Origin of the sequence: Methylobacterium sp. NMS14P (genome assembly GCF_028583545.1) — a bacterium.
Classification (GTDB): domain Bacteria; phylum Pseudomonadota; class Alphaproteobacteria; order Rhizobiales; family Beijerinckiaceae; genus Methylobacterium.
The window spans coordinates 4,926,383-4,946,898 of record NZ_CP087106.1; the positions used below are offsets into that span (position 1 = coordinate 4,926,383).

Genomic DNA, 20,516 nt, shown 5'->3' on the forward strand with positions numbered 1-20,516 from the left:
CCGCGCCGGTCCGGCCTCGACTTCGCAGGGCCGCGCCCCGGCCCGCCGATCCCGGTATTCAACTTCAGTTCAAGGCGAGACAAACGAAATCTGCTTCGGCTCCGGACCGCGGCAGGTTAAAAGACCCGATCCAAGAAGACGCCACGCGAGCAGAGAACCATGTCCGCATCCCCCGCCATCCAGACCGAGCCACAGGACCTCGTGTCCCTCACCAAGGCCGCCGGTGAGAGCGCGAAGGCGCTGGCCGCCGAGGCCACGCGCCGGGTCCGCACGCGGATCCTCGGGACGGACGGGCGGATCGACGCGGCCAAGCTCGAGGGCCAGCAGCACGCCGCCCACGGGCTCGCGTGGCTCGCGACCTACGCGGAGGCGGTGAACGAGCTCGGCGGCTACGCCGAGCGCCTCCAGGCAGAGGGCCGGTTCGGCGAGACCGAGGCGCTCCTCGTCCGGATCGGCGCCGGCGAGTATCTCGACCAGCTGTTCTCCGGCATCCCGATGAGCCAGGGCGAGATGGTCCGCGTCACCGGGTCGCTCGGCCTGTCCGCCAAGGAGGTGGCCCAGTACCGCACCGACGCGGTCGAGACCCTGATCGCCGAGGGCAACACGCCCGAGAACCGCGCCGCCCTGGTGGCGCTGATGCGCGACGGCGGCGGCTCGGCGACCGTCGGCGCCTCGGGCCTCGACGAGGACATGGAGGCGATCCGCTCCGAGATGCGCCGCTTCGGCAAGGCCGAGGTGGTCGACCAGGCGCACGAGTGGCACCTGAAGAACGCCTATATCCCGATGGAGATCGTGACCAAGATGGCCGAGCTCGGCGTCTTCGGCCTGACGATCCCGGAGGAGTACGGCGGCATGGGCCTGCCCAAGACCGCCATGTGCGTGGTCTCGGAGGAGCTGTCCCGCGCCTATATCGGCGTCGGCTCGCTCGGTACCCGCTCGGAGATCGCCGCCGAGCTGATCCTGTGCGGCGGCACCGAGGAGCAGAAGCAGCGCTTCCTGCCGAAGATCGCCAGCGGCGACATCCTGCCGACGGCCGTCTTCACCGAGCCGAACACCGGCTCGGATCTGGCCAGCTTGCGCACCCGGGCCGTCAAGGACGGCGAGACGTGGAAGATCACCGGCAACAAGACCTGGATCACCCACCCGGTCCGCGCCGACATCATGACGGTGCTCGTCCGCACCAAGCCCGAGGAGAAGGGCCACAAGGGCCTCTCCATGCTGATCGCCGAGAAGCCGCGCGGGACGGATGAGGATCCGTTCCCGGTCCAGGGCCTGTCGGGCGGCGAGATCGAGGTGCTCGGCTACCGCGGCATGAAGGAGTACGAGCTGGCCTTCGAGGGCTTCGAGGTGCCGGGCGGCAACCTGCTCGGCGAGGTCGAGGGCAAAGGCTTCGCCCAGCTGATGCAGACCTTCGAGTCGGCCCGCATCCAGACCGCGGCGCGCGCCATCGGCGTCGCCCAGTCGGCCCTCGACGTCGGCCTGCGCTACGCCGAGGAGCGGGTCCAGTTCGGCAAGGCGCTGGTGAACTTCCCGCGTGTGGCCGACAAGCTCGCCATGATGGCGGTGGAGATCAACATCGCCCGCCAGCTCACCTACTTCTCGGCCCGCGAGAAGGACGAGGGCAAGCGCTGCGACCTGGAGGCCGGGATGGCGAAGCTGCTCGGCGCCCGCGTCGCCTGGGCGGCGGCCGACAACGCCCTCCAGATCCACGGCGGCAACGGTTTCGCGCTCGAGTACCCGGTGAGCCGGATCCTCTGCGACGCGCGCATCCTCTCGATCTTCGAGGGCGCCGCGGAGATCCAGGCCCAGGTCATCGCCCGCCGGCTGCTCGAATCCGCCTGAAAGCCTGGCTAAAACTGGGGAACAGTACGTATCATGGGATTATAAGTCGGCACATGAACCCGGCTTAAACGAAGTCCCTGCTTCCTGGCGCCCGGTGAACAACTGGGGCGGCTCGGTGAGCGCGCAGCACGACGACGGACAGACGGGCAAGAACCTCCTCCGGCACTGGCAGGATTGCCGGACGCCGGGGGCGCCGATCCCGTCCTACGAGGCCGTCGTGCTGGGGAGCCTCGGTCGGCTGGCCGACCGGGCCGCCCTGGTGACGACCCGCGACGGGCGGGCCGCCCGGATCCTCTGGGCGGGCCAGGCCTTCGGTGCCTGGCTCGCGGACAGCGCGGAGGGCCCGTCGGCCGAGACCCTTCCGGTCGACGCGCTCCCGATCGAGCTGCGCGAGCCCGTCGACGAGATGGTCGCGGCCGCCCTCGCTTCCGCCCAGCCCGCCTACGGCCGGTGCGATCGCCTCGCCGCCGGCGTCGTGACCTCCACCCGGCTCGTCGGCGTGCCCCTGGGCAACCGCTGGGGCGAGCCGTTCGTGCTGATCGGGCTCGACGGGGCGAGCGTCCGGACCGAGCTGGTCCAGGCGATGTTCACCGCCACCGACCAGGGCATCCTGGCCCTCAGCACGATCCGGGACGCCGCGGGCCGCCCGGTCGATTTCAAGATCGTCGCCCTCAACCGCGGTGCCGAGCGCCTGCTGGAGCGCCCCGCCGCCGCCCTGCAATGGCAGCGCGTGGGCCAGCTCTTCCCCGGGGCGGTCACCGCGCGGACGATCGCGACGCTCGCCGCCATGGTCGAGCGGGGCGGGCGCTCGGCCTTCGAGCTGAGCCGTCCCCGGTCCGACGGCGGCACGCTCTACCTCAAGGTCGAGGCGGGCTGCGTCGGCGACCTCCTCTCGGTCACCATGACGGATGTCGGCGACATCAAGGCCCGGGAGGACTCGTTCCGGCTCCTGTTCGAGAACAACCCGGTGCCGATGTGGGTCGTGGCCGACGCGCGCGACCGCTTCCTGGCGGTGAACGACGCGGCCGTCGCCCATTACGGCTACAGCCGCGAGCAGTTCCTGAGCCGGGCGCCGGCCGACCTCGCCGTCGCGGCCGGGGAGGCGACCGGGCTCGGCCCGCCCTCCGCCGCCGGCTCGCTCCACCGCCGCGCCGACGGCTCCGCGATCGAGGTCTCGCTGTTCCAGAGGGCGATGCCGTTCGAGGGGCGGCAGGCCGTGCTCGAGGCCGCCATCGACATGACCGAGCGGCGCCGGGCCGAGGCCCGCATCGCCCACATGGCCCACCACGACGCGCTCACCGGGCTGCCGAACCGCGTGCTGTTCCGGGATCGCCTCGCCGAGGCGATCACCCGCCACGCCCGGGACGGCGAGGAGGCGGTGCTGCTCTGCCTCGACCTCGACAAGTTCAAGATCGTCAACGACACGCTGGGCCACCCGGTCGGCGACGCGCTGCTGCGCGAGGCGGCCGAGCGGATCGCCGGCTGCCTGCGCAAGGACGACCTCGTGGCCCGTCTCGGCGGCGACGAGTTCGCCATCCTGGTGCGCGCGATGGATCTCCCGGCGCTGGCCGACGGGCTGATCGCCCGGGTGATCGCCGAGCTCGGCCGGCCCTTCCGCCTGGAGGACCAGGATTGCCACATCGGGACCAGCATCGGCGTCGCCTGCCTGCCCCGGGACGGCACCGATCCCGAGACGCTGATGAAGAACGCCGACCTCGCCCTGTACCGGGCGAAGGCCGAGGGCGGCGGAACCTTCCGGTGCTTCGAGCCGGAGATGGATGCCTGGGTGCAGGCGCGGCGGCGGCGCGAGAACGAGCTGCGCGAGGCCTTCGCGCGCGGCCAGTTCTCGCTGGTCTACCAGCCGCTCATGGATGCCCGCGCCGGCCGGATCCTGGCCTTCGAGGCGCTGCTGCGCTGGCACCACCCGGAGCACGGCCCGGTCTCGCCGGCCGAGTTCGTGCCGCTCGCCGAGGAGACCGGCCTGATCGTGCCGATCGGCGCCTGGGTGATGCAGACCGCCTTCGCCGAGGCGGCGACGTGGCCGGAGACGATCCGGCTCGCCGTGAACTTGTCGCCGATCCAGTTTCGCAACCGCAACTTGGTCGAGACCGTGCGCGGCACGCTCGCCGCCACGGGGCTCGATCCGCGGCGCCTCGAGCTGGAGATCACCGAATCGGTCCTGCTCGCCGACAGCACCGCCAATCTCGCGACCCTGCACGCGCTGCGGGACATGGGGATCCGGATCGCCATGGACGATTTCGGGACCGGCTATTCCAGCCTCAGCTACCTGCGCAGCTTCCCGTTCGACAAGATCAAGCTCGACCGCTCCTTCGTGAGCCAGGTCGGCGAGAACACCCACTGCACGGCGATCGTGCGCGCGGTGGCGAGCCTGGGCACCAGCCTCGGCATCGCCACCACCGCCGAGGGCGTCGAGACCGCCGAGCAGCTCGCGATGCTCCGCGCGGAGGGCTACGACGAGGTGCAGGGCTTCTTGTTCAGCCGCGCGGTCCCGGGGCCCGAGGCCCGCCGCCTGATCGACCGCGGGCGGGAGGCGGTGCCGGACGACCGGGCGGCCTGATCCCGCCCGGCCCATGCCGGCACGGCGGGCCTACTTGGTGATCTTCACCGAGACCGGGTCGCTCGACGGGAAGGTCTCCTCCAGGGCGTCGTCCAGGCGCTCGTTCAGCTTCTCCTGCTTGTTGTCGGGGTTCTTGGCGTCGCCCGGCTTGGCGCTGCCCTGCTGGAAGCCCGGCTTGGTCTCGTTCGGCTTGTCGGTCTCGGCCATGTCGCTCGCTCGTCCGTGACGGAGGCACGCAAGGGTGCCGGTGCGCATCAACGCGAGGGAGGGCGGGTGTTTCCGATCTTTCGGGGACGCGCGTCGATCTGGCGGCTCGGGGTGCGGTTCGCGCCGGCCGAGGGCGGGGTGCCGACGCGCGACCGGTCCGGGTCTCAGGCGGTCGCGAGCGGCCGCGCGAGCGGACCGTGGACCGGCGCGCGGGCCGCGGACTCGCGCATGACCGTCCCGTAGACGGCCTCGAGCCGGTCGAGATGGGCGTCCAGGGTCAGGGGCGCGGCCCAGTAGCGGTCGTGGGCGGCCCGGCCCATCCGGGCGGCGAGGCCGTCGTCGGTCAGGCGGCGCAGGTGCGCGGCGAGGTCGTCCGGGTCGCCCGAGCGGAACCAGAACCCGGTCTCGCTGTCGGCCACCGCCTCGCGGCCCGCGCAGGCGTCGCTGACGATCACCGGCGCCCCGCAGGCCAGCGCTTCGTAGACGGTGAGCGGCTGGCCCTCGTACCAGACGCTCGGGAAGACCAGCGCGCGGGTCCGCCGCATCAGCGCCTGCACGGCCGCGGCGTCGCGCCAGCCGAGCATCACCGCCTCGGGATAGCGCGCCGCGAGCTCGGCCCGCTCGGGGCCGTCGCCCACGAAGGCCGCCCGCACCCCCGCCCGCCGGGCCGCCTCGGCGAAGATCGGCGCGCCCTTCTCGGTGGAGATCCGCCCGACGAACAGGAAGTCGCCCGGCGGCCCGTCGTGAACCGGCGCCCGCGCCACCGCGATCGGGTTGTCGACCCGGTGGAAGGCGGTGCCGCCGGGCAGAAGCGGCCGCACCACGCTCTCCTGCAGGTCGCTGATCGTGATGACGTGGGCGAACAGCTCCGGCAGCCGGGCCACGTGTGCGAGGCCGGCGTGGCGGACCATCCGGGCCACCTTGCGCGGGTAGCTGCGCGCGTCGCAATGCGCCACGATGCAGGCGGGCGACATCGGGGTGCGGTGGCAGATCCGCTGCGCCGGGTAGGCGTAGAAGCCGCCGGTCGGGCAGACGAGGAAGAACTCGTGCATCGTGTAGAGGCAGGGCAGCCCCGAGGCCCGGAGCGCCGTGCCGATCGACGGCGACAGCGCCTTGGCGAAGGCGTGGACGTGGACCAGCGTGTCGCGGGGATCGCAGGCGGCGAGTTCCGCCGCCAGGGCGCGGCAGGCCGGCCCGTTCCAGATCGCCTGGACCGCGAAGGCGAGCTTGCTGCGCGCCGTGGTGACGTCGTCTTGGTCCAGGCAGACCACCCGGACGCCGGCCGGCTCCAGCCGCGGATCCACCGGGCCGACCGCGGCGAACAGGCTGACGCGGACCCCCCGGGCGGCCAGCCCCAGGGCGGATTCGATGGCGACCTTGGCCTGGCCGCCGTTGATCGCGGCGTGGTCTGCGACGAGGACGACGTGCACGTCAGGACTTCCGCCGCTGCGATCCCGGGACGACACCTGTATCCGGCCGCGGTTGATCGCCCGTAAACCGGACTGCCCCATCCTCCCGGCGCGCGAGACCGATCGATCCCCGGGAGGGTCACCATGCACGTCGTGATCCTGGCCGAGTTCGCGGCCGCCAGCGGCGGCGCCGAGAAGGTCGCGCTGGAATCGGCCCGCGGGCTCGCCGAGGCGGGCCTCGCCGTCACCTACATCCAGGCGATCCCGGGCCCCGTCGACCCGCTCCTCGACCATGCCGGCATCCGCCGGATCGACCTCGGCCTGCCCGACATCTGGTCGCTCGGCGCCGCGCGGGCGGCCGCCGCCGGGATCTGGCACGCGGGCGCCGCCCGCCGGCTCGCCGCGGTCCTCGCCGGGCTCGCCGCGCCGCCGGACTGCATCCACCTGCACCAGTGGACCCGGACCCTGTCGCCGGCGATCTTCCCGGTCCTGTCGGGGACCGGGGTGCCGGTGGTCGTCACGCTGCACGACTACGCCCTGGCCTGCCCCAACGGCGTCTACTACCGCTTCGACCGGGCCGAGCCGTGCGGGCTCGCGCCCCTGTCGGCCGCCTGCCTGGCGGCGCCCTGCGACCCGCGCAGCCGGGTGCACAAGGCCGTGCGCGTCGCCCGCGCCGCGGCGCTGCGTCAGGTCGTCGGACGGGCGAGCCGGCGCCGCCCGCTCCACGTCGTCCATGTCTGCGACGCCAGCCGGCAGCGGCTGGGTGCCCTCCTCGGCGGCTACGCCCTGACGCATCACCGGGTCGACAATCCCGTCCGGCTCCCGGAAGGGCCGGCGGCCGAGCCCGCCCGCGGCGACGCGATCGCCTACGTGGGGCGGCTCACCCGCGAGAAGGGCGCCGACCTCGTGGCCGACGCCGCCCGGGCCGCCGGGCTCCCGGCCCTGTTCATCGGCGCCGGGCCCCTGGAGGCGGAGCTGCGCGCCCGGGACGGCGTGGAGGTGATCGGGTGGCAGAGGCCCGAGGCGGTCTGGACGACGCTCCGCGCCCGGGCCCGGGCGCTGGCCGCGCCGTCCCGCTGGTACGAGACCGGGCCGCTCACCGTCTACGAGGCGCTGGCGGCCGGCATCCCGGTCGTGGCCTCCGACCGCTCCGGCGCCGCCGAGAAGGTCCGGCACGGCCGGACCGGATTCGTGGTCGCGCCGGCGGTCGGCGCCCTCGCCGAGGCGTTCACGGCGCTCCGCGACGACGCCCTGGCCGGCACCTTCGGGGCCGAGGCGGCCCGGCTCTCCCGGGCGGCGCCGACGGGCCTGGACGCGCACGCGGCGGCGCTCCGCGCGCTCTACGCCCGTCTGGTCGAATCGGCGGCTGGTGCGATGCAGCATCCCGCGGCGCTCGCCCCGGAGCAACGGTCCTGACGGGCGCGGCGATATTTGGCATACCAGAAGCATTCACGATCCGTTCGCGCCGCCCTGGACACCGGGATAGTTTTTTGCGAAGCGGGTCTCCGCCGGGATCAGCAATCTTAGCTCCCTGTCTCAACGGCACAGCTTGATCGCAACCTGCTGTCGGGCCTGCCCCGCGTTCCGATGACTTCGTGAGATCATCGGATCGGCATTTTATCGGGCTTCCGGTTCCGCGATTGCCCCCGAAACCTGCACTTGACTTCTTGTTGCGGTGCAACATATAGAGGCGCGTCAACGCGGACGCATGCGGCGTCCCGCTCCATGGATGATGCTGGAGACATCGATGCAGACCCCGAACTTCGAGATCCCGACCGAGATGCGCGACTTCGCCGACAAGAGCGTCGACCAGGCCCGGACGGCGGTCGGCACGCTGATGGCGAACGCCGTGAAGGCTTCCGAGCAGGTCCAGGCCTCGGGCCAGACCTTCCAGTCGACCTTCAGCGCCGCGATCGCGAAGGGGTTCGATCACGCCCAGGCCAACGCCAACGCGACCTTCGACTTCGCCCAGAAGCTGGTGCGCACGAAGGACCTCCGCGAGGCGTTCGAGCTCCAGTCCGAGTTCGTCCGCAGCCAGTTCGCCGCCCTCCAGGCCCAGGCCAAGGATTACGGCGCCCTCGCGCAGAACGCCGCCGCCCGCTGAGGCCGGCCGCCCCGATCCGCGATCGGGGCTCGAAGACCGGGATCCGGTGGGCCGCTCAGGGCCCGCCGGATCCCTCGCTCTGACGCCCGGGCGTCACGGGCCCGGCGCCGACACCGCCGGCGAGCCGGCCGCGCACGACCTCCGGCCGCCGCTCCGTCGGGACCGGCCGACGCCGACAGGAGGAGATCGCGCGATGGGAAAGCCGCGTCGACCGAGGAGCCGTCCCGCCGGGACGCCCCAGCCGTTGCAGGACGCGTCGGCCACCCCCGAGATCCGGGCCGCGGACGCCCCGGGCCCGGCAGACCGACCCGCCCCGGCGATGGACCGGCCGGTCGAGGCCGCCGCGCCGCCGGCCGAGGCGATCATGCCCGACACGGTGCCCGAGGCGAGGCCTGACACGGCGTCCGACGTCTCGGCCGAGACCGCGCCCGACGAGGTGGTGGGAACCTCGTCCGACCCGGTGACTGAGGCCGCCGTCGAGACGGTGGCCGAGGCCGCGATCGACGTCCCCTCGCCGGTGCCGGCCACGGGTCCGGGCCTCGCCGCGGCCGCGAACCGAATCGTCTTCACTCCCGACCGCCTCGACGTCGTCGAGATCGGCTCGATCATCGCCCGCTACGTGCGCGGCGAGGGCGAGGCGGCCGTCGCGCATCTGCGGGCTCTCTCGGGCGCCCGCTCGCCGGCCGACGTCCTCCGGCTGCAGGTCGGCGAGGCCCAGCGGGCCGCCGACGCGTCCCTGACCTGCTGGGTCACGGTGGTCGGGCAGGCGAGCCGGTTCGTCGCGTACCGCTGAGGCGCCGCGCCCGAGGCGCCGGGACTTGTCGCATCCCGGCCACAAGGCCGACCGGATCGAACCCGCGCCGGCAACTCCCCGTTAACCAAGCCGGTCCCATGCCTTATCGGAGGGCACGGGAGACGACACCGGACCGATGCCGAACTGCGCGCGCCTGATCCGTTCCGCATGGCTCCGCCTCGCCGTCGCGCTCCTGCCGGCGCTGGCGGGGGCGCCGGTTGCCGCGCAGAACGGCGAGAAGCCGGCCGTCGCCATCGGGGCCGACCTCGCGAGCCAGGCCGGAACCACGCGCCTCACCCTGACGCTGTCCCGGGCCGTGGAGGCCCGCGGCTTCGTGATGGAGCGGCCCGACCGGGCGGTGATCGACCTGCCCGAGGTCAACTTCCAGCTCGATTCGGGGACCGGCAGCCGCCGCGACGGCCTCGTGCAATCCTTCCGCTACGGCCTGTTCGCCCCCGGGCGGTCCCGCATCGTGATCGACCTCGCGGCGCCCGCCACGGTCGGCAAGATCGAGACCGCGACGCGGCCGCGCGACGGCGCGGTGCTGCTCACGATCCCGCTGCAGCGCGCCGACCGCGACGCGTTCCGCAAGGCCGCCGCCACCGCCGATCCCGCCCCCGCCCAGGCCCGCGCCGTCCCGCCGGAGCCCGCCGACCAGCGGCCTCTGATCATGGTCGATGCCGGCCACGGCGGCACCGATCCCGGCGCCATCGCGGTGGGCGGCGTGTTCGAGAAGGACATCGTGTTCGGCTTCGCCCAGGCGCTCGTGGCGAAGCTGGAGGCCGGCGGCCGCTACCGGGTCCGGATGACCCGCGACCGCGACGTGTTCGTGCCCCTGGCCGAGCGGGTGCGCCTCGCCCGCGACGCCCGGGCCGACCTGTTCGTGTCGATCCACGCGGACTCGATCTCGGCGGCCCCCCAGGTGAGCGGCGCCACGATCTACACCAATTCCGAGAAGGCCACGGACGCCGAATCCGCCAAGCTCGCCGAGCGCGAGAACCGGGCCGATTCCGCCGCGGGCGTCGACGCCGCCGAGGCGCCGCCCGACATCGCCGACATCCTGCAGGAGCTGACCCTGCGCGAGACCCGGGGCTTCTCGTCGGGCTTCGCCCGCACGCTGATGGGCCAGCTCGCCCCCGTGATGAAGATGAGCGCCAAGCCCCACCGGGAGGCGCGCTTCGTGGTGCTGCGCTCCCCCGACGTGCCGAGCGTGCTCGTGGAACTCGGCTATCTCTCCAGCAAGCGCGACCTGGAGATGCTGCAATCGCCGGAGTGGCGGGCCGACGTCACCGGCTCCATGGCCAAGGCGATCGACCAGTTCTTCACCAACCGCGCCACGCTCGGCCGGCCGGCCCCGACGCGCCGCTCGGCCGCCGCCGCCCCAGTTTCACCATAGATAGAGTGTCGATACGGGACGTCCGACGCCCCGTCGCACGGCCGCCGAAACCGGCATTCCGAGGGGGTCTCACGGGACCGTCCGGGGGCCGGCCGCGCAGCGCGCGGATTGCACGCGCCGGATGAGCCGATTCCGGCATTCGGCCGGGCCAGCGACGAGCGGAACACCGGATGCGTCTGATCCTTCGTTTCTTTGGGATCCTGTTCAGCGCCGCCGCGGTGCTGTTCGTGGTCGGCGCGGCGGTGGGCGGTTACTTCTACTGGAAGTACAGCCAGGACCTGCCCGACCATGCCGCGCTCTCCAATTACGAGCCGCCGGTGATGACCCGCGTCCACGCGGCGGACGGCTCGCTGCTGGCCGAGTACGCCCGCGAGCGCCGCCTGTACCTGCCGATCCAGGCGATGCCGAAGATCGTCGTCGCGGCCTTCCTGTCGGCCGAGGACAAGAACTTCTACAAGCACGGCGGCATCGACCCCGAGGGGATCGTGCGCGCCTTCCTGACCAACGCCAAGTCGGGCAAGCGGCAGGGCGCCTCGACCATCACCCAGCAGGTCGCCAAGAACTTCCTGCTCTCCTCCGAGCAGACCTACGACCGCAAGATCAAGGAGGCGCTGCTGGCGCTCCGGATCGAGGCGGCCTACTCGAAGGACAAGATCCTCGAGCTCTACCTCAACGAGATCTTCCTGGGCACGATCGTCCCAGGGCGCAACCTGCACGGCGTGGCGGCGGCGGCGCTCGACTATTTCGGCAAGTCGGTCCACGAGCTGACCATCAACGAGGCGGCCTACCTCGCCGCCCTGCCGAAGGGGCCGAACAACTACCACCCCTACCGCAAGACCCAGGCGGCCTTGGACCGCCGCAACGAGATCATCCGCCTGATGGCGGAGAACGGCTACATCACCCGGGAGGAGGCGGATTCCGCCAAGAAGATGCCGCTCGGCGTCAACCCGCGCGTCGCCTTCCCGAACGCCGCCAACGCCAACTACTTCACCGAGGAGGTCCGCCGCGAGATCTCCGAGCGCTACGGCGAGAAGAAGCTCTACGAGGGCGGCCTCTCGGTGCGCACGACCCTCGACCCGAAGATGCAGGCCTGGGCCCGCAAGGCGCTGGTCGACGGCCTCGTGCGCTACGACCAGGCCCATGGCTGGCGCGGTCCGGTCACCAAGGTCGACCTGACCGGGCGCGACTGGGGCATGGCGGCGGCCGAGGTCCCGGCGCTCGGCGACGTCGCGCCCTGGCGGCTCGCCGTGGTGCTGGGCAACGGCGGCGGCGGCGTGCAGATCGGCCTGCAGCCCAAGCGCGAGGCCTCCGGCCAGGTCGGCAAGGACCGTGAGACCGGCGTGATCACCCCCGAGGGCATGCGCTGGGCCGGACGCGCCAATCTCCAGGCCGGCGACATGGTCTATGTCGAGGCGATGGACGGCGGCCGCGGCCAGTTCCGCCTGCGCCAGAAGCCCGAGGTCTCCGGCGCCATCGTGGCCATGGACCCGAATACCGGCCGCGTGCACGCGATGGTCGGCGGCTTCTCGTACGACGAGTCCGAGTTCAACCGCGCCACCCAGGCGATGCGCCAGCCCGGCTCCTCGTTCAAGCCGATCGTCTACTCGGCGGCCCTCGACAACGGCTACACGCCCGCCTCGATCGTGCAGGACTCGCCGATCACCATCGAAGCGGGTCCCGGCCAGGAGGCCTGGTCGCCCTCGAACTACGACGGCAAGTCGGGCGGCCCGCACACCCTGCGCTACGGGATCGAGCACTCGAAGAACCTGATGACGGTCCGGCTCGCCAAGGATGTCGGCATGCCGCTGATCGCCGAGTATGCCCGCCGCTTCGGCGTCTACGACGACATGCTGCCGGTGCTGCCGATGTCGCTGGGTGCCGGCGAGACCACGGTCATGCGCATGGTCACCGCCTACTCGATGCTGGCCAACGGCGGCCGGCGCATCCGGCCGACCCTGATCGACCGGATCCAGGACCGCATCGGCGAGACGATCTACCGGCACGACAACCGCAAGTGCATCGGCTGCGACGCCGAGAAGTGGTCGGGCCAGGACGAGCCGAAGCTGGTCGACGATTCCGAGCAGGTGCTCGACCCGCTGACCGCCTACCAGATGGTCTCGATCATGGAGGGCGTGGTCCAGCGCGGCACCGCCACGATCCTGAAGCAGATCGGCAAGCCGCTCGCCGGCAAGACCGGCACGACGAACGACGCCAAGGACGCGTGGTTCGTGGGCTTCTCGCCGGACCTGGCGGTCGGCATCTATATCGGCTTCGACAAGCCCCGCTCGCTCGGCGACCGCGCCACCGGCGGCGGGCTGGCGGCGCCGATCGCCCTGGAGTTCCTGAAGACGGCCCTCAAGGACAAGCCGCCGACGCCGTTCCGCGTGCCCCCGGGGATCAAGCTGATCCGCATCAACCTCGCGAGCGGCACCCGCGCCGGCTCGGGGGAGGGCGCCGGGACGATCCTGGAGGCGTTCAAGCCCGGCACCGCGCCGCCGGATTCCTACTCGGCGCCATCCTCATCGGGCGGCGGCCAGGCGGCCGCCCCCGCGGCGGTCGCGCCCGATCCCGACCGGGCCGCGCAGGCCGGCGGACTGTACTGAGGCGGCTCGCCCCGCCCAGCCCGCTCTCAGCCGAGATCGCTCTCAGCCCAGGTCGGGTCCGCCCGGCCTGGGCTCTCGCGTTGCGGATCCGGAGCGGACGCGCGTCTCGCGCGGGGACGGTCGCGAGGGCGGCGTCCCGGATCCGGGGCGACGGCGCGCTCGATACTTCATCGCCGGGTGACGGCCCGTGATCGGCGACCGGCGCCGTCCGGGGCCGCGCGCGCAGCGGTGCCCCAACGGGGGTCATGCGGCGCGGCTGCCCCATCCGTGCGGGTCGCTCCCGCGCGGCCCGGCCCTTCGGCGCGGCGGCGAGCGCGCAGAAAAAAGCCGCTCCGGATGGAGCGGCTCGAGGAGTCATCAGGGAGGCATCAAAACAGAGCGGACGAATATGTCCAACTCGATATCCAGATCACTGGATGTCTGTTTATGCCTCGAAAACCTTAATGGGGAGTTAAGGCGCGTTTTCGCGCATCGATCTCAGGCCGCGAGACTGTCGAACAGCCCGCGCCCGTCGGTCCCGCCGACCAGGTCCTCGACGAAGTTCTCCGGGTGCGGCATCATCCCGAGGACGTTCCCGGTCTCCGACAGGACGCCCGCGATGGCGTTGAGGGAGCCGTTGCGGTTCGCCTCGACGGTGATCGCGCCGGTCGCGTCGCAGTAGCGGAAGGCGACCCGGCCCTCGCCCTCGATCCGCGCCAGGGTCTCGGGATCGGCGAAGTAGTTGCCTTCCCCGTGGGCGACGCAGACGTCGATCACCTGGCCCCGGGTGTAGGCGCTGGTGAAGCGGGTGTCGGTGCGCTCCACCCGGAGCGTCTGCCGGTGGCAGATGAAGCGCCGGTCGACGTTGCGCATCAGCACGCCGGGCAGCAGGCCCGATTCGCACAGGATCTGGAAGCCGTTGCAGATGCCGAGCACGAGCCCGCCGCGGGCCGCGTGGGCCCGGACCGCGTCCATGGCGGCGGCCCGGCCGGCGATGGCGCCGCAGCGCAGGTAGTCGCCGTACGAGAAGCCGCCGGGCAGGACCGCGAGGTCGGTGCCGGCGGGGAGCTCGTGGTCCGCGTGCCAGACGAGGCTCACCTGCGCGCCGGAGCGCCGCAGGGCCCGGACGACGTCCGACTCGCGGTTGGAACCCGGGAAGACGACGACCGCGGCGTGCATCAGAGGATCTCGATCGCGTAGTTCTCGACGACGGTGTTGGCCAGGAGCTTCTCGCAGGCCGCCCGCAGGGTCGCCTCGGCAGCGGTGCTGTCGACCGCCGACACCTCGATGTCGAAGACCTTGCCCTGCCGGACGCCGTCGACGCCCTCGATGCTGAGGGATCGGAGGGCGGCCTCGATCGCCTTGCCCTGCGGGTCCAGCACACCGGTCTTCAGGGTGACGATGATACGGGCTTTCATGGATCTTCGGGTCTCACGCGTGTCCGGGACGGGGGTGTGACCTGCGACAACATCACACAGACCGTCGCCGGTCGCTTCTAGCAGGAAGGCCGGCGCACTGTCGAACACGCCGCACGCATAGGGATCATTCCGCCGTTGGATACAACTTGAATGAAGAACCCGCCCGCGCGCGCTCGTTCAGCGATGCGCCGCCGGGGCCGGCCCGCGCAGGGGTTCGATGCTGGTCGCCCGGCGCCAGAGCTGAAGCATGATCCAGGCCGCGAACAGGCTGAACAGGCCCATCAGGACGTGCCCGACCCGGTCGCCGAGATCGAAGATGCCCGCGATGGCCCAGCCCGCCGCGATGGCCACGGCGAACACCTCGGTGCCGACGAGGACCATCATGCTGATGATGGTGATGGCGTTGCGCCCGTTCACGAGATCCGCCCTCGAAAAGATTTCGGGCCCCGGACGAACCGTCCGGGACCCGCGCAGCTAGCCCACAGAGGCGGGGCGATGCAACCGACCGGATCGGCGCCGGCCCGCCGTCGAGGCCGCCACCCGGGCGGTCCCGGCCTCAGCGCGGCGCGCGCTTGGCCAGGATCCGCTGCAGGGTCCGGCGGTGCATGTTGAGGCGCCGGGCGGTCTCGCTGACGTTGCGGCTGCACAGCTCGTAGACGCGCTGGATGTGCTCCCAGCGGACCCGGTCGGCCGACATCGGGTTCTCGGGCGGGTCGGCCCGCTCGCCCGGCTGCGCCATCAGCGTGCCGTGGATCTCGTCGGCGTCGGCCGGCTTGGCGAGGTAGTCGAAGGCGCCGAGCTTCACCGCGGTGACCGCAGTGGCGATGTTGCCGTAGCCGGTGAGGATCACGCCGCGCGCTTCGGGGCGGCGCTCCTTGAGGCGGGCGATCACGTCGAGGCCGTTGCCGTCGCCGAGGCGCATGTCGATCACCGCGAAGGCGGGGGCGCGCGCCTCGACGGCCGAGACGCCGTCCGCGACGCTGTCGGCCACCTGCACGTGGTAGCCGCGGCTCTCCATGGCGCGGGCGAGGCGGGTCTGGAAGGGCTTGTCGTCGTCGACGATCAGCAGGCTGCGGTCGGAGAAGGCGGCCAGCGGATCGGCATCGTTGATCACGGCGGGGTCTGACGCCGCCGAGGTCCCGGGCTGCGTGAGCATCCGGCACTCCTTTCGGGTTTTCGTATTCGGGTTCTTGGTCTGTCCCTCATATAGGTACGGCGTCGCGCGGTGGCAGGGGGGCGCGGATACTGAGTTCCGGAGAATGTCGCGGCGCGGCGCCGCGCTCGAAGATGTGGCGGGCCCAGGAGACGCGCACGATCGCCCCGTGGGCGTCCGGCGCCGCGACGTTCATCAGGGCGAGCTGCGCCCCCGAGCGCTCGATCAGGGTCTTGGCGATGAACAGCCCGAGGCCGAGCCCGGCCCCCACGGTCCCGCCGGATTGCGGCCGGTCGTGGCTGCGGGTGGTGACGTAGGGCTCGCCCGCGCGCAGCAGCACCTCGCTGGAGAAGCCCGGCCCGTCGTCGCGGATCTCGATCCAGACCCGGTCGGGGGTCCAGCGCCCCTCCACGGTGACGCCGGCCTCGGCGAAGTCGACGGCGTTGTCGAGGATGTTGGCGAGCCCGAACATGACGCCCGGGTTGCGCCGGCAGGCCGGCTCCGGCCCCTCGCCGGCGCTGGTGACGGCGAGGGCGGCGCCGAGTGCCCGCTGCGGCGCCACCAGCTCCTCCACGAGGTGGCTGAACGTCACCGTCTCCAGGAAGCCGGCCCCGGCCCCGTCCCCGTCGAGGGAGGTCAGCTTGCCGAGGATGCCGCGGCAGCGGTCGACCTGCTCGCGCAGCAGGTTGAGATCCTCCGCCACCCCCGGGGAGGCGGTGGGGCCGAGCTGGCGGATCAGCTCCTTGGTCACCACCATGATCGTGCCCAGCGGCGTGCCCAATTCGTGGGCAGCCGCGGCCGCGAGCCCGTCGAGCTGCGACAGGTGCTGCTCGCGGGCGAGCACCAGCTCGGTGGCGGCGAGCGCCTGGGCGAGGAGCCGGGTCTCCTCGGCCACCCGCCACGCGTAGACGCCCGTGAAGGCGGTGCCGAGCAGGATCGCGGTCCAGACGCCGGAGACGTACAGGAACGGCAGCTCAATCCGCCCGTCCGCGAACCAGGGCAGGGGCCGGTGCACCAGGGCCAGCAGGGTCGCGAGGCCGACCGCCAGGAGGCCGAGCGCCAGCGTCCGCTCGGGCGGCAGGGCGGTGGCGGAGATCAGCACGGGGGCGAGGAACAGCAGCGAGAACGGGTTCTGGAGCCCGCCCGTGAGGAACAGCAGGGCGGCGAGCTGCACGATGTCGAAGGCGAGCAGCAGCGCGGCGGAATCGTCGCTGAGCCGGTAGCTCGCCGGGAAGCGGATCCGCAGGGCGAGGTTCAGCCAGGACGAGGTGGCGATCACCAGGAAGCACCAGCCGAAGGGCAGGGGTAGGCCGAGGCCGAACTGCGCCCCCACGACCGCCGCGCTCTGGCCCGTGATGGCGAGCCAGCGCAGGCGGACGAAGGTGTCGAGCCGCAGGTGTCGCGCGTCGCGACCGAGGCCGCTGAGATCGGTATCGGGCATAGGCTGTATCGGTCCGTCGCCGGACGGGCCCGCCGGCGCGGCGTCCCGCGGACTCCCTTCGCATGACGCGGCGGTGGGAATCCCGGCACGCCGACCCGGACACGTCGTCGCTGGCGGACGGTCGCCCGCGGACGTGGTCACAGGCAAGTCGCCGCAGCTCCGGGATGTTCCGCCCGCGTTCAGGGTGGAGCATTATCCTACCGATTCGGGTTGCAGAGGGTGAGGGCCGCGCGGCTCGATGCCCGCGGCCAGACCGAGACCGCGAGGTGACGATGCTGCTGGCCTATTCCCTGTACGAGGGCGCCCGCGCCCTGATGGCGCCCGCCCGCGTCGCCGCCGACCTCACCCGCTACGGCCTGCAGATGCCGGGCAATCCCCTGGCCTACGGACCCTATGCCCGCGCGGTCAGCGCCGGCTGCGAGATGTTCGAGCGCGTCACCCGCCAGTACGGCAAGCCCGCCTTCGGCTTCACCGAGACGGTGGTGGACGGCGCGGCGGTCCCGGTCACCGAGCGGGTGGTCTGGGAGCGGCCGTTCTGCCGCCTGATCGCCTTCGACCGCGCGTTCCAGGCCGCCCCCGCGGAGCCGCAGCCCAAGCTGCTGATCGTCGCGCCGATGTCGGGGCACTACGCCACGCTGCTGCGCGGCACCGTCGAGGCGATGCTGCCGAACCACCGGGTGTTCATCACCGACTGGACCGACGCCCGGATGGTGCCGCTCTTCGCGGGCCAGTTCGATCTCGACGACTACATCGACTACCTGCAGGAGATGTTCGCGGTCCTGGGGCCGGACCTGCACGTCATGGCAGTGTGCCAGCCGGCGGTGCCGGTCTTCGCCGCGGTGGCGCTGATGGAGGCGGCCGACGAGCCGGCCGTGCCGACCTCCATGACCCTGATGGGCGGCCCGATCGACACCCGCCGCTCGCCCACCGCGGTGAACTGCCTCGCGCAGGAGCGCGGCCAGAAGTGGTTCGAGCAGAACACGATCAGCCTCGTGCCGCCGATCTACCCAGGTGCGTGGCGCCGGGTCTATCCGGGCTTCCTGCAGCTGTCGGGCTTCATGGCGATGAACCTCGACCGCCACGTCACCGCCCATTCGGACATGTTCGACCATCTGGTGACGGGCGACGGCGACTCGGCCGAGAAGCACCGCGAATTCTACGACGAGTACCTCGCCGTGATGGACCTGACGGCCGAGTACTACCTCCAGACCGTGCAGACCGTGTTCGTCGACCACGCCCTGCCGACGGGGCAGATGACGCACCGCGGCACGCCGGTCGATCTCGGCGCCATCCGCCGCTGCGCGATCCTCGCGGTCGAGGGCGAGAACGACGACATCTCCGGCGTCGGCCAGACCAAGGCGGCCCTCGACCTGACGCCGAACCTTCCGGAGGCGCGCAAGGCCTACCATCTCCAGACCGGCGTCGGCCATTACGGCGTGTTCAACGGCTCGCGCTACCGGGCGGTGATCGCCCCCCGCATCGCGGCCTTCATCCGCGCCATGCAGGCGGTGCCGGGCGCGCGGGGCGGCCACCTGCGGCAGGTGGGCTGAGCCCGGACCCGGCACGACGCGCCCCCGCTTCCCCCGCGGGGAGGGGCGGAGCGAGGGGGGAGACGGCGCGCGATCGCGCCGGCCTCCCGGTCGCGGCCGCGCGCCGTCTCCCCGGGGCGCCGCGATGCGATCCCGGTATAGCGCGCGTTCGCGAGATCCCGCGCGCCGCGCCCGCGCGTCGAAAAAATCCCCCGCCGATCCTGAATACATAACGCAGTGACGGCCGGGCTGGCGCGGGCTTTGCGAGACGCGCCCCGTGAGTTCGAGCCGCACCGACACAGCCCCCATCCACGCCGACGTCGCCCTGGGGCCGGCGGCGGGGCGGGCGCGTGCCCGGGCCCCGTTGTCACGCCGGGCCATTGCGCCCGTGCATCAGAACCGTTCAAACTCGCCCGCAAGGTGCGGGCCGGCGACCGATGCTTGAGACCCGCACCGCCAGGGAGACGACGATGGACCGCAGGACCTTTCTCAAGGGTTCGGCTGCGCTCGGTTTGGCTGCGCCGCAACTCGCGCGGCCGGCCCTCGCGCAGGGCGGCAAGGTCCTGCGCTTCGTGCCGCAGGCGAACCTCGCCAATTTCGACCCGATCTGGGGAACCCAGTACGTGGTGCGCAACGCCGGCACCCTCGTCTGGGACATGCTGTACGGCGTCGACGCGCAGCTGAAGCCGCAGCGCCAGATGGTCGAGTCCGAGGAGGTCTCGGGCGACAAGCTGACCTGGACCTTCCGGCTGCGCCCCGGCCTCAAGTGGCACGACGGCGAGCCGGTTCTCGCCAAGGACGTGGTGGCGAGCCTCACCCGCTGGATGGCCCGGGACCCGATCGGCCTGATGATCCGCGGCATCCAGGACGACCTCGCGGCGACCGACGACAAGACCTTCCAGTGGCGCCTGAAGAAGCCGTTCCCGAAGCTGCTCTACGCGCTCGGCAAGACCAACGCGCCGATGGCCCTGATGATGCCGGAGCGGATCGCCAAGACCGACCCGTTCACGCAGATCTCCGAGTATGTCGGCTCGGGCCCGATGAAGTTCGTCCGCAACGAGTGGGTGCCCGGCGCCCGGGCGGTGTTCGAGACCTTCGCCGACTACAAGCCCCGCGACGAGCCGAATTCCTGGCTCGCAGGCGGCAAGCGCATGCTGGTCGACCGGGTCGAGTGGGTGATCATGCCGGACGCCGCCACCGCGTCGGCGGCCCTGCAGAACGGCGAGGTCGACTGGTGGGAGAACCCGATCTCCGACCTCGTGCCGCTGCTGCGCAAGAACGCCAACCTCAACGTCGATATCGCCGACCCGCTGGGCAATGTCGGGTCGTTCCGGATGAACCACCTGCACCCGCCCTTCGACAACCCGAAGATCCGCCAGGCGGTCATGACCGCGATGAGCCAGGAGGATTACATGCGGGCGATCGTCGGCGACGACGACAGCCTGTGGAAGAAGCTGCCGGGCTTCTTCACGCCGGGGACGCCCCTCTACAGCGAGGCCGGCGGCGGCAATGTCGGCAAGGGCGACATCAAGCTCGGCCAGAAGCTGCTCAAGGAGGCCGGCTACAAGGGCGAGCCGGTGGTCTGCGTCGTGGCGCAGGACCAGGGGATCACCAAGGCGCAGGGCGACATCACCGCCGACCTCCTGAAGCAGATGGGCTTCAACGTCGACTTCGTCGCCACCGACTGGGGCACGACCGGCACCCGCCGGGCCTCCAAGGCGCCGCCGTCCCAGGGCGGCTGGAACATGTTCCACACGTGGCACGCGGGCGCCGACTGCATCAACCCGGCGGGCTACCCGGCGGTGCGGGCGAGCGGCGACAAGGCATGGTTCGGCTGGCCCAGCATCCCGCCGGTCGAGACTGCCATCGCCGAGTGGTTCGACGCCGCCGACCCGGCCGCCGAGAAGGCCGCCATCGACAAGGTCAACGCCGCCGCCTGCGAGGGCGTGGTCTACGTGCCCACCGGGTTCTTCCTCGGCTACCAGGCGTGGCGCAAGAACGTCTCCGGCATCGTGAAGGGGCCGATTCCCTTCACCTGGGGCGTGTCGAAGGCTTAGGACCGGA

The 20,516-nt window shown here is 72.0% G+C and carries 16 protein-coding genes; 9 read left to right on the forward strand and 7 right to left on the reverse strand.

Annotated features, from left to right (window positions below):
• Positions 1-159: 159 nt before the first annotated feature.
• Positions 160-1,842 (forward strand): acyl-CoA dehydrogenase family protein, encoded by a 1,683-nt coding sequence (locus LOK46_RS23400; RefSeq protein ID WP_273560775.1) that lies wholly within the window; start codon positions 160-162, stop codon positions 1,840-1,842.
• A gap of 94 nt (positions 1,843-1,936) precedes the next feature.
• Positions 1,937-4,420, forward strand: a complete 2,484-nt coding sequence (locus LOK46_RS23405) for a putative bifunctional diguanylate cyclase/phosphodiesterase (RefSeq protein WP_273560776.1) — start codon at positions 1,937-1,939, stop codon at positions 4,418-4,420.
• 30 nt (positions 4,421-4,450) lie between these two features.
• Here LOK46_RS23405 and LOK46_RS23410 read toward each other — a convergent pair whose 3' ends face one another.
• Together LOK46_RS23410 and LOK46_RS23415 are read right to left on the reverse strand one after the other, a co-directional pair.
• A complete protein-coding gene (locus LOK46_RS23410; protein WP_273560777.1) occupies positions 4,451-4,627 on the reverse strand; it encodes a hypothetical protein in 177 nt (58 codons plus the stop codon).
• 164 nt (positions 4,628-4,791) lie between these two features.
• Positions 4,792-6,057 (reverse strand): glycosyltransferase family 4 protein, encoded by a 1,266-nt coding sequence (locus LOK46_RS23415; protein WP_273560778.1) that lies wholly within the window; start codon positions 6,055-6,057, stop codon positions 4,792-4,794.
• Positions 6,058-6,180: 123 nt separating this feature from the next.
• Here LOK46_RS23415 and LOK46_RS23420 point away from each other — a divergent pair, with 123 nt between their 5' ends.
• From LOK46_RS23420 to LOK46_RS23440, 5 genes are all read left to right on the forward strand, one after another.
• Complete coding sequence (locus LOK46_RS23420; RefSeq protein ID WP_273560779.1) at positions 6,181-7,452, forward strand: glycosyltransferase; 1,272 nt, start codon at positions 6,181-6,183, stop codon at positions 7,450-7,452.
• Between the two features lie 331 nt (positions 7,453-7,783).
• A complete protein-coding gene (locus tag LOK46_RS23425; protein ID WP_273560780.1) occupies positions 7,784-8,140 on the forward strand; it encodes a phasin in 357 nt (118 codons plus the stop codon).
• A gap of 244 nt (positions 8,141-8,384) precedes the next feature.
• Positions 8,385-8,933: a phasin family protein gene (locus LOK46_RS23430; RefSeq protein ID WP_273560781.1), complete on the forward strand. Its 549-nt coding sequence runs from the start codon at positions 8,385-8,387 to the stop codon at positions 8,931-8,933.
• Between the two features lie 136 nt (positions 8,934-9,069).
• A complete protein-coding gene (locus LOK46_RS23435) occupies positions 9,070-10,329 on the forward strand; it encodes an N-acetylmuramoyl-L-alanine amidase (protein WP_273560782.1) in 1,260 nt (419 codons plus the stop codon).
• A 170-nt stretch (positions 10,330-10,499) separates the two neighbouring features.
• On the forward strand, positions 10,500-12,932 hold the full coding sequence (locus LOK46_RS23440; RefSeq protein ID WP_273560783.1) for a penicillin-binding protein 1A: 2,433 nt from the start codon (positions 10,500-10,502) through the stop codon (positions 12,930-12,932).
• 477 nt (positions 12,933-13,409) lie between these two features.
• Here LOK46_RS23440 and purQ read toward each other — a convergent pair whose 3' ends face one another.
• The 5 genes from purQ to LOK46_RS23465 form a co-directional block, all read right to left on the reverse strand.
• Positions 13,410-14,090, reverse strand: a complete 681-nt coding sequence (purQ, locus tag LOK46_RS23445) for a phosphoribosylformylglycinamidine synthase subunit PurQ (protein WP_273560784.1) — start codon at positions 14,088-14,090, stop codon at positions 13,410-13,412.
• A complete protein-coding gene (purS, locus tag LOK46_RS23450; RefSeq protein ID WP_091782486.1) occupies positions 14,090-14,329 on the reverse strand; it encodes a phosphoribosylformylglycinamidine synthase subunit PurS in 240 nt (79 codons plus the stop codon). Before purS ends, purQ begins: the two co-directional genes overlap by 1 nt.
• A gap of 177 nt (positions 14,330-14,506) precedes the next feature.
• Positions 14,507-14,746: a hypothetical protein gene (locus LOK46_RS23455; protein ID WP_012321282.1), complete on the reverse strand. Its 240-nt coding sequence runs from the start codon at positions 14,744-14,746 to the stop codon at positions 14,507-14,509.
• Positions 14,747-14,885: 139 nt separating this feature from the next.
• Entirely contained in the window at positions 14,886-15,485 is a 600-nt protein-coding gene (locus tag LOK46_RS23460; protein WP_273560785.1) for an ActR/PrrA/RegA family redox response regulator transcription factor, read from the reverse strand.
• Positions 15,486-15,531: 46 nt separating this feature from the next.
• Positions 15,532-16,923 carry an ActS/PrrB/RegB family redox-sensitive histidine kinase gene (locus tag LOK46_RS23465; RefSeq protein WP_273560786.1) on the reverse strand — a complete coding sequence of 464 codons (1,392 nt, stop codon included), beginning with the start codon at positions 16,921-16,923 and terminating at the stop codon, positions 15,532-15,534.
• A gap of 272 nt (positions 16,924-17,195) precedes the next feature.
• Here LOK46_RS23465 and LOK46_RS23470 point away from each other — a divergent pair, with 272 nt between their 5' ends.
• Together LOK46_RS23470 and LOK46_RS23475 are read left to right on the forward strand one after the other, a co-directional pair.
• Positions 17,196-18,473: a polyhydroxyalkanoate depolymerase gene (locus LOK46_RS23470; protein WP_273564678.1), complete on the forward strand. Its 1,278-nt coding sequence runs from the start codon at positions 17,196-17,198 to the stop codon at positions 18,471-18,473.
• A gap of 449 nt (positions 18,474-18,922) precedes the next feature.
• Positions 18,923-20,509, forward strand: a complete 1,587-nt coding sequence (locus tag LOK46_RS23475) for an ABC transporter substrate-binding protein (RefSeq protein WP_273560787.1) — start codon at positions 18,923-18,925, stop codon at positions 20,507-20,509.
• Positions 20,510-20,516 lie beyond the last annotated feature (7 nt).

Coding starts and splice junctions, on each gene's coding strand:
- LOK46_RS23400 (WP_273560775.1), top strand. CDS start 160: ATGTCCGCATCCCCCGCCATCCAGACCGAGCCACAGGACCTCGTGTCC.
- LOK46_RS23410 (WP_273560777.1), bottom strand. CDS start 4,627: ATGGCCGAGACCGACAAGCCGAACGAGACCAAGCCGGGCTTCCAGCAG.
- LOK46_RS23420 (WP_273560779.1), top strand. CDS start 6,181: ATGCACGTCGTGATCCTGGCCGAGTTCGCGGCCGCCAGCGGCGGCGCC.
- LOK46_RS23425 (WP_273560780.1), top strand. CDS start 7,784: ATGCAGACCCCGAACTTCGAGATCCCGACCGAGATGCGCGACTTCGCC.
- LOK46_RS23435 (WP_273560782.1), top strand. CDS start 9,070: ATGCCGAACTGCGCGCGCCTGATCCGTTCCGCATGGCTCCGCCTCGCC.
- LOK46_RS23440 (WP_273560783.1), top strand. CDS start 10,500: ATGCGTCTGATCCTTCGTTTCTTTGGGATCCTGTTCAGCGCCGCCGCG.
- purQ (WP_273560784.1), bottom strand. CDS start 14,090: ATGCACGCCGCGGTCGTCGTCTTCCCGGGTTCCAACCGCGAGTCGGAC.
- purS (WP_091782486.1), bottom strand. CDS start 14,329: ATGAAAGCCCGTATCATCGTCACCCTGAAGACCGGTGTGCTGGACCCG.
- LOK46_RS23460 (WP_273560785.1), bottom strand. CDS start 15,485: ATGCTCACGCAGCCCGGGACCTCGGCGGCGTCAGACCCCGCCGTGATC.
- LOK46_RS23465 (WP_273560786.1), bottom strand. CDS start 16,923: ATGCCCGATACCGATCTCAGCGGCCTCGGTCGCGACGCGCGACACCTG.
- LOK46_RS23470 (WP_273564678.1), top strand. CDS start 17,196: ATGCTGCTGGCCTATTCCCTGTACGAGGGCGCCCGCGCCCTGATGGCG.
- LOK46_RS23475 (WP_273560787.1), top strand. CDS start 18,923: ATGGACCGCAGGACCTTTCTCAAGGGTTCGGCTGCGCTCGGTTTGGCT.